9 protein-coding genes and 1 riboswitch are annotated in these 13,699 nt (G+C 38.2%); of the genes, 6 read left to right on the top strand and 3 right to left on the bottom strand.

The features are described from left to right. Positions 1-471: 471 nt before the first annotated feature. Both ACN1CD_RS18075 and ACN1CD_RS18070 read left to right on the top strand, forming a co-directional pair. Positions 472-3,537: a beta-L-arabinofuranosidase domain-containing protein gene (locus ACN1CD_RS18075; RefSeq protein WP_419131808.1), complete on the top strand. Its 3,066-nt coding sequence runs from the start codon at positions 472-474 to the stop codon at positions 3,535-3,537. Positions 3,538-3,925: 388 nt separating this feature from the next. Beyond that, positions 3,926-4,414 (top strand): DUF4385 domain-containing protein, encoded by a 489-nt coding sequence (locus ACN1CD_RS18070; RefSeq protein WP_419131806.1) that lies wholly within the window; start codon positions 3,926-3,928, stop codon positions 4,412-4,414. 939 nt (positions 4,415-5,353) lie between these two features. Here ACN1CD_RS18070 and ACN1CD_RS18065 read toward each other — a convergent pair. Together ACN1CD_RS18065 and metE are read right to left on the bottom strand one after the other, a co-directional pair. Continuing rightward, on the bottom strand, positions 5,354-5,773 hold the full coding sequence (locus ACN1CD_RS18065) for a 6-carboxytetrahydropterin synthase (protein WP_419131804.1): 420 nt from the start codon (positions 5,771-5,773) through the stop codon (positions 5,354-5,356). A gap of 86 nt (positions 5,774-5,859) precedes the next feature. Next, positions 5,860-8,178, bottom strand: coding sequence for a 5-methyltetrahydropteroyltriglutamate--homocysteine S-methyltransferase (gene metE, locus ACN1CD_RS18060; RefSeq protein WP_419131802.1), 2,319 nt, complete (start codon positions 8,176-8,178; stop codon positions 5,860-5,862). Positions 8,179-8,354: 176 nt separating this feature from the next. Further along, positions 8,355-8,539, bottom strand: a riboswitch (cobalamin riboswitch). A gap of 149 nt (positions 8,540-8,688) precedes the next feature. On the opposite strand from metE, the gene ACN1CD_RS18055 reads away from it, so the two are divergent. Continuing rightward, entirely contained in the window at positions 8,689-9,171 is a 483-nt protein-coding gene (locus ACN1CD_RS18055; protein ID WP_419131800.1) for an Lrp/AsnC family transcriptional regulator, read from the top strand. A gap of 84 nt (positions 9,172-9,255) precedes the next feature. Here the strand turns inward: ACN1CD_RS18055 and ACN1CD_RS18050 are convergent, their stop codons facing one another. Next, a complete protein-coding gene (locus tag ACN1CD_RS18050) occupies positions 9,256-10,071 on the bottom strand; it encodes a carbonic anhydrase (protein WP_419131799.1) in 816 nt (271 codons plus the stop codon). A 625-nt stretch (positions 10,072-10,696) separates the two neighbouring features. Here ACN1CD_RS18050 and ACN1CD_RS18045 point away from each other — a divergent pair. The 3 genes from ACN1CD_RS18045 (at position 10,697) to ACN1CD_RS18035 (ending at position 13,648) form a co-directional block, all read left to right on the top strand. Then, positions 10,697-11,896 (top strand): amidohydrolase family protein, encoded by a 1,200-nt coding sequence (locus ACN1CD_RS18045; protein ID WP_419131798.1) that lies wholly within the window; start codon positions 10,697-10,699, stop codon positions 11,894-11,896. Between the two features lie 95 nt (positions 11,897-11,991). Continuing rightward, entirely contained in the window at positions 11,992-12,582 is a 591-nt protein-coding gene (locus tag ACN1CD_RS18040; RefSeq protein WP_419131797.1) for an RNA polymerase sigma factor, read from the top strand. A 73-nt stretch (positions 12,583-12,655) separates the two neighbouring features. After that, complete coding sequence (locus ACN1CD_RS18035) at positions 12,656-13,648, top strand: FecR family protein (RefSeq protein WP_419131796.1); 993 nt, start codon at positions 12,656-12,658, stop codon at positions 13,646-13,648. The last annotated feature ends 51 nt before the right edge of the window (positions 13,649-13,699 follow it).

The raw sequence follows: 13,699 nt of genomic DNA, 5'->3' as shown, positions 1-13,699 counted from the left end.
TAGCCTTTTCTTGCAATACGATAATTTAAACATTCATAAATTTAAGTTTTGCAAGAAAAGTGCTTTTTTCATCATAAACAAAATTACTTGCATTAATAATATCAAAATGCATGACCATACAAGATCTCAAAGTATAGTAAAAACGTAATGCCAATCCGGAACAACTTAAGAGGAGCCAATATCAAGCTTCATCAGCCTGCCTGTTAACTGATGATGCAAACGCCACATACAAGTTAATATCTTGCGGCAATCGGCTAAAAAAGATTCATAGAAACATTCGGGTTCTTTCTAACTTTATCGCAAATCATCAATGAATAATGATTTGCCTGAAATCTAATATTGATTAAATCAGAGAAAAAGCACAATTGGCTTTGGAGCGAGGGAATGCAAGAATTTTAGCATACTCTCCCCTTTCTCCTGTTTTAATGATTGTTTTAGAAGATAAAAGATGTTGATTATAAAGCGTTAACTATGAAAATATATAATAAATCATTCCCTATAATCCTGCTTTTTATTGCTTTGGTTAGCGGCATCAATACCGTTCGTGCCCAGAATGGCGACCAAATTTTAGATGGGATTGGCGAAACAGGATTAAGCGCTCGTTATTTATTTAATGGCGATGCCAAGGACTGGTCTAGAAATAATTTTCATGGTAAGACTCAAGGCACTGGTGCTCAATTCATTAACGATAGTCGATTTGGAAAGGTATTATCGCTAACCGGAGGTAATGATTCTTTTATCACACTTCCGTCTGAAGTTTTAACAGACTTAGAATCTATCAGCATCTCCGGATGGATTTATATGCGTTCGAAACAAGCGGATCAACATTTATTCGACTTTGGAAAAGATGCCACAAGCCATTTCTTTACGGCTCCCGCCGGAACAAAAGATCGGCAAGGCTATCAGGCTTCGGTTACAACGAAAGGAACCACCAATAGCGCTGTTTCTTCCGCGCTCGAAATTAATAAATGGATGTTAATCACTGTTGTGATAGATGTTCCTTCTAAATCTATCATTACCTATCTGGATGGTAAACTTGTAGCTGAAACCAAAAATATTCCCTTGGTTTTAACAGATATATTTAATCCACTTGCAGGAGGAAAAAGTATGCTCTATATCGGGAAATCACTATCACCAGGCAAGGCCAACTTGAATGCGCTGATACACGATCTTCGCATTTATAGGATTCCACTAAGCAGAAATCAGGTGGCAGGAATCTACCGCAATGCGCAAGGCGGATCACAAGTAGTCGCCGTAAATACCACAGAGAAGAAAGAAGATGATCTGCCACAGTTTTCACCCACCAAAGCGCAACTTTATAACGCCTACCTCACCCATGTATCGGATGTGGAAGTGGCAACATCTGTGGGTGATTTACCAAGGCTCCCAAGCCATTTACCCGGAACGTATCGTAATCAATTAAAAGGCCCTGAAGTACGGGTAATATGGCCTGCTGCAATAGACAATTCTACGGTTTTAAAACCAGGGCGATTCACCATTACCGGGCGGGTTTCAGGTACAGATTTTCAACCAAAAGCATTTATAACTGTAAAACCGTCTCAAAAATCGATCACTCCAGCATTAAAGCTGGAAACCTTTCATTTAGATCAGGTAACATTAAAAACAAATGCGCAGGGCCACGATACTAAATTTATCGAAAACCGCGATAAGTTTATCAAAACATTAGCTAAAACAGATCCAAACTCTTTCCTTTATATGTTCCGCCAGGCCTTTGGTCAGAAACAACCTGAAGGCGCAAAAGCTTTGGGTGTATGGGATAGTGAAGATACCAAATTACGAGGCCATGCCACCGGCCATTATCTTTCTGCAATTGCGCAGGCCTATGCCGGTACAGGGTATGATCAGGAGCTCCACGAAAATTTCTCCAAAAAAATGGAGTACATGATTAATTCACTTTACGAATTATCACAGTTATCTGGAAAGCCTAAAACAGCAGGTGGAAAGTATGTAGCTGATCCTACTGCAGTACCATTTGGCCCGGGGAAGTTGAATTTCGATTCAGACCTTAGTGAAGCTGGTATCCGCAATGATTATTGGAACTGGGGAAAGGGTTTTATCAGTGCCTACCCTCCTGATCAGTTTATTATGCTGGAAAATGGAGCCAAATACGGCGGACAAAAAAATCAGGTTTGGGCGCCATATTATACGTTGCATAAAATTTTAGCTGGCCTGTTGGATGTTTATGAAGTAAGCGGAAATAAAAAAGCACTTGAAGTGGCCAGTAACATGAGCGATTGGGTTTATGCACGATTAAACAAATTGCCGCAGGAAACACTGATCAAAATGTGGAACACCTACATTGCTGGCGAATTCGGTGGAATGAATGAATCGATGGCCCGTTTGTATCGCATTACAGGAAATCCGAATCACCTGAAAACAGCGCAATTGTTTGATAATATTAAAGTGTTTTATGGCGACACTGCTCATTCGCACGGCTTGGCAAAAAATGTAGATCTTTTTCGGGGATTGCACGCCAATCAACACATCCCTCAAATTGTTGGAAGCATAGAAATGTACCGCGTTTCGAATGATCCGGCTTATTATAAAGTGGCTGATAATTTCTGGTACAAGATGGTAAACGACTACATGTACAGCATCGGGGGAGTTGCCGGAGCGCGAAACCCAGCAAATGCAGAATGTTTTATTGCTCAGCCTTCCACACTTTATGAAAATGGTTTCTCTGAAGGTGGGCAAAATGAAACCTGCGCCACTTATAACATGCTAAAATTAACAGGCGATCTGTTCCTCTTTGATCAGCGGGCAGAGTTAATGGATTATTATGAACGTGGTTTATACAATGACATCCTCGCTTCTGTTGCCGAAGATAGTCCTGCAAATACTTATCATATACCGCTCAGACCCGGCTCAAGCAAACAATTTAGCAATGCAGACATGACAGGATTTACTTGCTGCAATGGCACCGCAATAGAAAGCAGTACTAAGCTCCAAAATTCGATCTATTTTAAAAGCAAGGATAATCAGGCACTTTATGTGAATTTATTCATCCCTTCTACTCTACAATGGACAGAACGCCAGATCACAGTAACGCAAATCACTAATTTCCCTAATGAAGACCAGACCAGCCTAACGATTAAAGGAAGCGGAAAGTTTGAAATGAATGTACGCGTACCAAGTTGGGCTACTAAAGGTTTTTTTGTGAAGATTAATGGCGTAGCACAAAAGATCCAAGCAAAACCTGGCACCTACCTTAAAATAAACCGTACATGGAAAGATGGAGATGTGATCACTTTACAAATGCCTTTCCAGTTTCACCTGGATCCGATAATGGATCAGCAGAATATCGCCAGCCTTTTTTACGGTCCGATATTACTGGCCGCCCAGGAGCCTGAAGCCAGGAAAGATTGGCGCAAGGTGGTTTTAGATGCCAGTGATTTGAGCAAATCAATTAAAGGCGATCCTAAACTGTTGGAATTTACCATTGGCGATACGCTTTTTAAACCATTTTATGAAACCTATGGTCGCCACTCTGTTTACCTGGATGTTACCCTGAAGTAGGTATAAAAAAAATTGTACTTAACACTCAAATCTGCGGAATGCCTGAAATTTATGGGAAACAATTATGATATTCATCCATCTGTTGGTGTCTCACCAACAGAAAAATTCATACTTGTAAATTCAATAGAATTGACAGGTTGACTAAATAACTTTAGGTGGTTGGTGAGACACCAATCAATAGGTTAAAAAGATGTATTTTACACTCAGATCTGCGGAATCCCTGAAATCTGCGGGAAACAATTATGATTTATTTTCGCTGATATCTAATAATGTCTTTCTATGAAGTTTTAGCTTTTGCTTTCTATGCTTTTCAATAATTGGCTTAAATCTTATAAATCAGATCACGTTAAATCAAACCATCCCGCAACGAAGATTGTTAAATTGGCTCATGACAAAACAACGCAAACCTTCTTACCTGGATTTTGACAACAGTCAGTATCCATGGAAGCCAGATATTAATTACCGGGAACACCCTGAAAGTTATCGCGTTGGAAAAGGTGAACAAGGTGTGCTGATTTGCGAACCATATAAATCGGAGATTAGAAAGCACTGGCGCTTTAAAACCCCAGAAATTGCTACACACAGCAGCGAAGTAATTTTCAAATGCTTTCAGCAATACATGAGCGAAAAAGATTTTGTAGGCGCCGATATGGCACGAAAATTTCTGCAAATGGGTTACACCCGCGCCAGAAGATATGCTAACTATAAAGGCGGCAAAAAATATGACAAAGAAAATGGCTATGCAGAACTAGCGCGTGGAACTGGTGAAGCAGAAAAAGCAGCATCAGCCGCTATTTTTTATGAAAAGTGGAAATTGGCAGAAGCTGATCAACAGTATACCCAAATGAAAGCCGACTGGAAAAAGCAATATGGTTAAGCTTTTTCAGTTTTAATTGATTTCTCCAATTCTTTGCAAAGATGATTCTTTACAAAAGGGATTTCTCGACGGATGCAATAAAATGATTCGTCATGCTGATCCGATAGCTATCGGATTTAGTTCAGCAACTATTTGGGTAAGATCCTGAATCAAGTTCACTGTTGTCCGGTTAAAGTTTAAACGATCCATTAAATCCTTTAAATCAAGCTAAAAAAGCTGTTTTTATCTCATTTTTAAAAGGTAAGCCCATTGTTTTATAGGTTTCCTAAAAATCTTGCACTAATTCGGCTGTCCGGTAAAAAACTATCATTTTCAGAGGTTTTAATATTTTAAACCGCTCATAGCTTCCATATCCTGCAAAATATTATTTTGGTTAAGGAATATTGCAGCCATTTGTGATTAGGCTGTCCGGTAAAAATTTGTTCAAAAAGTTTTACCGGACAACAGTGAATCAAGTTCAGGAAGACGACTCTTCGTTTGTATTATTCTTTGCAAAGGTAATTCTTCACAAAAGAAATTTCTCTAGGAATACAATAAAATGATTCGTCATGCTGACCTGTAGCGCAGCGGAAAGCTACGCAGTAAATTTAGTTCAGCAACTCTCTGGGTAAGATCCTAAATCAAGTTCAGAAAGACTATATTTTGTTAGCGCTATTCTTTGCAAACAGCTTCATAATTAAGGTAGTATGGCTCAAATAGTTTTCTCGCAGACCTTAAAGATTTCCGCAGAAGCGAAGGTTAATCTGCGGAAATAATTTTAATCTGCGGGCCAAACCAAATAGTGATAGACGAAATAAAAAAATAATCTCTATACAATAAAAGGCAATAAGATGCGTCTTATAATGGAGAGCGTTAATTTAGATTAAACGGGGATCGTCCACTGGATGATTCCCGTTTTTCATTTAAAAAGAATTTCCCTTAGCTTAAAAGCCATAACATCTAGACTCCAAAGTAGCTAACCATATATTCGTCTGCTTCCTTCAATTTAACGCAGTGCAATCCAAAACTTTCTTTAGCATCAACGAAAGGCTGAAGTAGGTTAAAAATAGCGATGCAAAGCTGATCAGTAGTAGCCACTTTTCCTTTCATAAAATCTACGTTCAGGCTGAGGTTTTTATGATCTAGTTTAGCGATGATTTCGTTTTGGAGGATCTCTGTTAAGACTTGTGGAAAAGGCAGGTATTCATTCTCGAGCGTTATTTTTTTACTAAAGGTGATCCAAAGGGTATAATTATTTCCGTGATAATTGGCATTAGTGGCTTTGCCAAATACCTCTAGGTTTTGATCAGGTGTCCAATCTTCGCGATAAATACGCCTAGCGGAGTTGAAACGCTCTTTCTTGGTAATATAAATTTGCATGAATTGATTTTTATATCCTATTCCTGATATTTTAACTCATAAAAAAATGCCGCATCAAGGCGGCATTTTTATCTTTAATAAGCAAATTACACCTGAGCCAACACTTCCTGACGCATTTCCTGCGCAGCAGCAACCATTTCAATCAGTGCTTTTTTAGTTTCATCCCAATGCCGCGTTTTTAATCCGCAATCCGGATTTACCCAAAGCTGATCTGCAGGCACCACAGCCTTTGCCTTTTCTAAAAGCTGCACCATTTCTGCTCTAGAAGGTACTCTTGGAGAATGGATATCGTAAACTCCAGGCCCGATTTCATTAGGATATTTAAAGTCTGCGAAGGCATCCAATAATTCCATTTGAGAACGTGAACATTCGATGGTAATCACGTCAGCATCCATATCCGCGATGTTCTGAATAATATCATTAAATTCAGAATAACACATATGCGTATGAATTTGCGTTTCGTCTTTTACGCCACTTGCTGAAATTTTAAATGCATCTACCGCCCATTTCAAATATTGTTGCCAATCCGTTTTTCTTAATGGCAAACCTTCGCGAATAGCCGGTTCATCGATTTGTATTACTTTGATGCCTGCTTTTTCCAGGTCTATCACTTCATCACGAATGGCAAAAGCAATCTGATTACAGGTTACCGAGCGTGGTTGATCGTTACGAACAAACGACCACTGCAAAATGGTGACTGGCCCGGTTAACATACCCTTTACCAGGCTTTTAGTAAGTGATTGCGCATAGGCTGTCCAGTAAACCGTCATTGGTTTCGGGCGATCTACATCACCGTAAATAATTGGAGGTTTAACACAGCGGCTGCCATAACTTTGCACCCATCCGTTTTTGGTAAAAGTAAAACCATTCAATTGCTCGCCAAAATATTCCACCATATCATTTCGCTCAAACTCACCATGCACCAGTACATCTATCCCGATTTCTTCCTGCCAGTAAATGGCTTCTTCGGTCTCCTTCTTCAACAGTGCATCATACGCTGCAGGTGTAATTTCCCCTTTTTTAAATTGCGATCTCCAGCTTCTTACTTCCGCAGTCTGTGGAAACGAACCAATAGTGGTAGTAGGGAAAAGCGGTAAGTTTAAAATGTCTTGTTGTACTTTTTTTCTTAATGAGAAAACACTCAAACGCTGCGAATCTGCATGGGTGATTGCATCTACCCTTTGCTTAATTTGTTCATTATGAATCAGCTTTGACGTTTTTCTACTTTCGGTTGCTCTTTTATTTTCCGATAATTTTGCCAATACATCCACGTCAGGATTTTCAGCTGCCAATGCTTTTAAGGTGACAATTTCATTAACTTTTTGCTTTGCAAAAGCCAACCATTGCTTAATTTCAGGAGTTAAGGTTTTTTCGTTGGTTTCCAAATCTAAGTCGCAAGGCGAGTGTAATAAAGAGCAGGAAGGCGCGATCAATACCCTATCGCTACCCAATTTTTCAACTGCTTTATCAATAATAACCAGAGATTGCTCAAAATCATTTTTCCAGATATTTCTGCCATCCACAACACCAAGCGACAACGTTAGTTCAACAGGTATCGCATCTAAAACTTCATCCAATTGTTCCGGACAACGTACCAAATCGATATGTAAAGCTTTCACAGGCAATGAAGTGGCCAATGCTAAATTATCCTTCAATCCTTCGAAATAAGTAGCAACCAATACCTTTAATTGAGGAAACTGTTTTTTAATTTCTGCATAAACATATTGATAGGCTTTTTTCGCTTTTTCATCAAGATCCAATGCTAAGAAAGGTTCATCAAATTGTACCCATTCTGCGCCTTGTTCTTTCAACTCTGCAAGAACTTGCAGGTAAACTGGTAATAGCTTTTTAATCAGATCCAGTTTATCAAAACCAGCTTCTTTTTCTTTTCCCAATAACAAGTAAGAAACCGGACCAATAATTACTGGTTTAGTAATAATTCCGATTTGCTTTGCACTGATAAATTCATTTACAATTTTACCAGAAAACAAGCTGAATTCCTGGTCTTTGTAAAATTCTGGCACAATGTAATGATAGTTGGTATCTAACCACTTGGTCATTTCCATGGCAGTGATATCAAGTCCGTCTTTTTGATAACCTCTGGCCATTGCAAAATAAAGATCAAGCTCGTTATTGCTTTTGGTGAGCACAACCCTATTGTAACGTTTTGGAATTGCTCCTACCGTTAGCGACATGTCCAGAATCTGATCGTAATAGGAGAAATCGTTTGATGGAATCAAATCTATTCCTGCTTCTTGCTGAAGTTTCCAGTTTTGCTCGGAGATGTTTCTTCCTTTACTTAGCAGTTCTGCTAAAGTGATTTTCCCAGCCCAATACTGCTCACTGGCTTTTTTTAGTTCTCGGTTGCTACCAATTCTTGGATAGCCCAGGTTGTGCGTTTGCATTTTTCAACTTTTTAAATGGTTAATAATCATTGTAAAAAGCCAATTTATTTCCTGGTGTGTTTTGCGAAGATAGTTCTAAATAGAAAGATGCGAACAAAAATAATCGGGCAGCCTCAACCAATAATGGTTTTACACCCAAAAATGTAATCATCAGACTTCTAGCTTCAAATCGCGAAAGCAACGTCAATTGAAGAGGCAGGTATCCTGACTTGTAACTGTTTTAATCATCCTTCCCGCCGCAAAGCAGTGGATATATTTTTGATAAAACTTTAATGTTACTTACAGTTGCGCGACAGCTCGTGATTTACACACGATTCCCTATTAATTCACCTTAAGCAAAACCCTTTCAATATAGAAATAAAAAGAACTTTTGTTTTTACAATCAGTTTTTAATTCTGATCAAAGGTATAAGGTAAGACTCAAATATCTTACAATATAAATTATTAGGGATAATAACCTTAAAAATAATTAAGATATAGAATATTATGCTTTTAAGTTCTTAATTTCGTCATGCTAAAAGAAAATTATTCTATGGATGGTCTTGATGAAACTGACTTATTGCTTTTAAAAATTCTAAGTAACAACTCGAGTTATACCACAAAAGAACTGGCCAGCCAGGTAAATTTATCTGCCTCACCTGTATTTGAGCGGGTAAAAAGATTGGAAAATAACGGTTATATCAAAAAATATATTGCCATACTGGATGCAGAGAAGTTTAATCAGGGCTTTATTGTTTTCTGCAATATTAAATTAAAACAGCATGATCGGAAAATAGGAAATCACTTCGTAAAAGACATTATGGAGATTGATGAAGTGGCAGAATGCTATAATGTTTCGGGAGATTATGATTTTATCCTGAAAGTATATGCCAGGGATATGAAACATTATCAGGATTTCGTATTTAACAAATTGGGTTCTGTGGAAAGTATTGGAAGTACGCACAGCACCTTCGTAATGGCCGAAATTAAAAACTCGCACAACATCAATTTTTAGCTGTGCAAAGATTAAAGTAAATGATGTCATCCGGAGTTTCTCCCGAATAACATCATTTATAAAGTTAAAAAATCTGAAAGGCTTTTATAAACCTGCAATTTTCTTCTGTGAATAATTACTTTTCGGTAAGTTTTTTAAGGTTTCATCCAGGTAAGTTACTTTACCATTTTGCAAATCATAAACAGCACCAATAATCAATATTTTCCCATCGTTATAATTTTGCTTAAGAACGGGATCTAAATTTCGTAATTCTTCTACCTGGTTGATCACGTTTAAACGGATTGCATTATCCAGAACATTTCCTTTCATTACCGATGCAGTATCAGCAGCACGCCTTATGGAATGGATCAGCTGAGAAATGTGACCTGGCAAATTTTCAGGGTGTTCAACAGCGGCTTTTACGGCACCACAATTGGTATGACCTAAAACAACAATCAATTTAGTTTTAAGCATCAGATCAGCATATTCTATTGTACCGTAAGAAGCATCAGTCATTACCTGACCTGCAGTTCTGGTTACAAATAAATCGCCAAAACCCTGATCGAAAAGGATTTCTGCCGAAACCCTTGAATCAGAACAACCAACAATTAATGCAAATGGTGATTGACCTTCGGCTAATTTTTTTATCAAGGCTGCATCCTGGCGTGGATAAATACTTCTACCCTCTACAAACCTCCGGTTACCGCCCTGTAGTTTTTGGATCGCATAATATGGATTGGCGAATGCAGAATCGCGATTGACGATGTAATTGTCTTTACGCCATTGAGGTGAACTGTATTTTTGATCGTTTTTAGATCTGATTATGTCCTGTTTTTTTGAACTGGAAACTTGCTGGCTAAATGCCACATTGGCGCATGCGAAAACTGCAATACACAAGACTGCGATGGATTTTGATTTCATTATAGGGTTTTAATTATATAAAAAGTTTATAGTAGAGCGCTATAATACTGAGTTAATATTGATGCCTCAAGAAGGATAGAACTTGATTTCCATGTGTTTATTTTTTTTGTTATTTGTATTTCAGTTAGATATGAAAATATTCAATGCCAACATAACGTGATTGAAGTTTACTTATTGTTATACTTTCTATTTAGAGAGAATTTATATGAATAACAACTCACCATCCGGCAATTGACCAATAGCCTGGACGAGCCGCTCTTGCCAACAAATTACTGGTAATTCCATCATTTACGAATAACTGCTTTTGTTTGTGGCTATCGGTTAATGATGGGATTTTGCTATTGATTCTGCTTTATTTAACTACAAATGCTTTCCTTTAGCGGTATTGCATTCACCAGTGCCCTATTCATAGAGGATTTAGTGAGCACAAAATCCGTTTTACATTTTAGCATTAGTTACCAAAACTGATTTTTTTTCTCCTGCCCGGCAAGGGTATTCAGCATTTTGATACACTAAAGGATAAAACCATCAACTAAAATCGTACATGCCATTCACATCCTCAATAAGCAAAAAGCTATCTGCCCTTTTGATATGCGCCACCTGTTACCTGCTCCCTTCAAACGCAATGAAGATAGAAAATCCGGTCTACGGTAATGATTCTACCCTGCTTACGCTCAGAAACGTAAACCTGGTAGATGTTAAAAAAGGCATCATTAAAACCAATCAGGAGATTGTAATGAAAGCCGGGAAAATTGTTAAGGTAAGAAAGACTTCTAGTAAGGCAGGGCAAGGAAAAGTTTTGAATCTCGACGGTGCTTTTGTAATGCCAGGACTGATAGACGGACACGTGCATGTTACCGCACCTTTTAAGAATAATATAGAAAACACTTACAAACAACTCAATTATTTCGTTTCACATGGGATCACATCCGTACGGGATGCCGGTGGAAATGGAGCTGCATTGCTGGAAGCCAGGAATGAAATTACGAAGGGAAATAGAATTGGTCCGGATGTTTATTTTGCAGCATTTATGGCCGGAGATTGGTACTACAACAGGGGTGCAAACATCAGAAAAGAGCCATTTACCCCTTGGGAACAACGTTTGGTTCCCGGCGATAACCTGGATGAAGCCATGGCCAGTGCGAAGGCTTGCGGTGCAACAGGAGTAAAACTGTACCATTCATTTGATAAAGACTTTTTAAAGGATATTGTTCAGGCCGCTAAAAGGCATGGCTTAAAAGTTTGGGGGCATACCATGATGTACCCGGCAAAACCAGTTGATGTGGTTAAAGCGGGAGTAGAAGTATTGTCGCACGTGTATATGTTAGAAGCATTGAGAAAAAAGGAAGATACCATTTTCCGCAGACGTTCCACCAGCAATGCCTATCGGGATAGTGCAATCGCCAGCATCGATATCACTGAATTCTGCAAGGAAATGAAGGCCCATCATGCCATTATGGATGCAACATTATGTGTTTCGGTTGAAAAAGATCCCTGGTCTTTACCCTTACTCAAAAGAGTTCACGGGCTAGGTGTAGAAATTTCGGCTGGCACCGATCAAATTGTTGAATTGAATCGCCCCTATCCACATTTAATTGATGAGTTGATGTACTATACTAAAGATTGTGGTTTTACCAATGCAGAAGCGCTTCGCTCAGCAACCATTTCGGCATCTAAAGTAATCGGACAAGAAAAAAACATCGGGCTGATTGAAAAGGGCAGACAGGCAGATTTAATTGTTTTGAAAGAAAATCCATTGTTAAATATAGAAGCATTAAAAAACATTGATCTGGTAATTAAATCCGGTCGAATGATTAATCAGTAATATGCTATAGAATCATCATACAAGCACTTTTTAGTGTAGGTTATCAATTTGTTAATTCAATATTAAGCTTTATCTTAGAGAGTTAATAAATAGAAATGCGTGTGCTAAATGAGGAGCCTGATGAGGCGTTGTTTGATCTTCTAAAAGAAAATAGCGAAAAGGCATTTACCATTTTATATAACCGTTATTGGGATAAACTTCTTCAAGTGGCTTTCTTTAAACTGCAATCGCAGGAAGATGCAGAAGAGGTGGTACAACAGGTTTTTCTACAGTTGTGGAACAGCCGCCAGCAAACTATTTTAAAATATACTTTTAAAACCTATATCTCAGCCGCATTAAAATACACCATTTATGCAAAGGTTGCCGAGCGGAAAAAGCGATCTGCAGTTTCATTTGATGACAGCGTTTCCACTGAATTTGCAGATCATAGTACACAGCATTGGCTTGATTTTTCTCAGATCAGGGCAGAAATTGAAAGCTTAGTAGCGCAATTGCCCGATAAATGTCAAATTGTATATAGATTGAGTCGCGAAAAGGGACTTTCTGCATATCAAATTTCTAAAAAACTTGATATCAGCGAAAAAACTGTAGAGGGCCACCTCACAAAAGCACTAAAGTTCATAAAAGGCAATTTAACTTTATTAATGTTATTGATTATGATGATGCTATTTCCTGGACTTCAATAAAAGACAAATATATTTTCGATCTAAGCAAGGGTATTTACAAAAATTACATACTATATGTTTGTAATCTATCAAAATGCCAAACAAACAAAATGAAAATATCGAAAATTTAGCAGAAAAATTGCTAAATGGTTCGATAACAACTGAAGAGCGTGTGCTACTGGAAAACTGGTATGCTGAAACGCCTTCGGTCAGGCCGGAATGGACACTCCAGGATCAAAGCAGTTCTGATTTACAGGCCAGAATACTGAATGTCATTCAAAGCCGTATCAGATTACAAAGAAAAACTTTTAAACTATGGAAAGCAGTTGGCATTGCTGCCGCTATTTTGATGGCCAGTGCAGCTGTTATGTGGCTTGGACAGGATAAAAACCCTGCTATTCAGGTAGTTCAGCAAATTAAAACATCTACGAAAGGTAAAATCACAAAGGTTTATCTTCCCGATCATTCCATTGTATGGCTAAAAGGAGAAAGCCGGTTAAATTATCCTTCCAAATTTGGAGCCACCACCAGAAATGTAACCCTACATGGCGAAGCATTGTTTGAAGTGGCAAAAGACCGCAAACATCCATTTGTAATCAACTCCGGAAAATACATTACCCGTGTATTGGGTACCAGTTTTAATATCAATGAAAACGCTGGTGACAAAACCTTTAAGCTAACGGTTTTAACAGGCAAGGTTTCCATCTCTGAACAGGTTAAGAATAGTGCAAAACCAACTTCACCTGTTATTGTAACACCGGGCAAGGTATTTCAAGTATTGGATGCAAAGGCATTACCTGAGATTATAGTTGCACAGGAATCGAAAAAAGCACTGATTTTAAGCGGAACGGAATATGACATGAACTTCGAGAATACCGGTTTCGAGGAGATTAAAAACAGAATAGAAAAGAAATTTAACGTTAAAATAAAAGCTGATCAAACCGCTTACCAGAATTGTTATTTATCTGCTGATGTAACCGATCAGTCATTAATAAATACTTTAAAAGTAATATGCCCCGCAATTGGTTCTACTTACTCCATTAATAACCTTAATGAAATAACAATTACAGGAGGAGGCTGTAACTGATGATTTAAAATTTTACCCTAAAAAAGCAGCAGCAGGCGTGCTACGAACACC

Origin of the sequence: Pedobacter sp. N23S346 (genome assembly GCF_048515415.1) — a bacterium.
In the GTDB taxonomy this organism is placed as follows: Bacteria; Bacteroidota; Bacteroidia; order Sphingobacteriales; family Sphingobacteriaceae; genus Pedobacter.
Note: the sequence above shows the minus strand (reverse complement) of the source record. Positions and strands in the feature narration are given on the sequence as shown.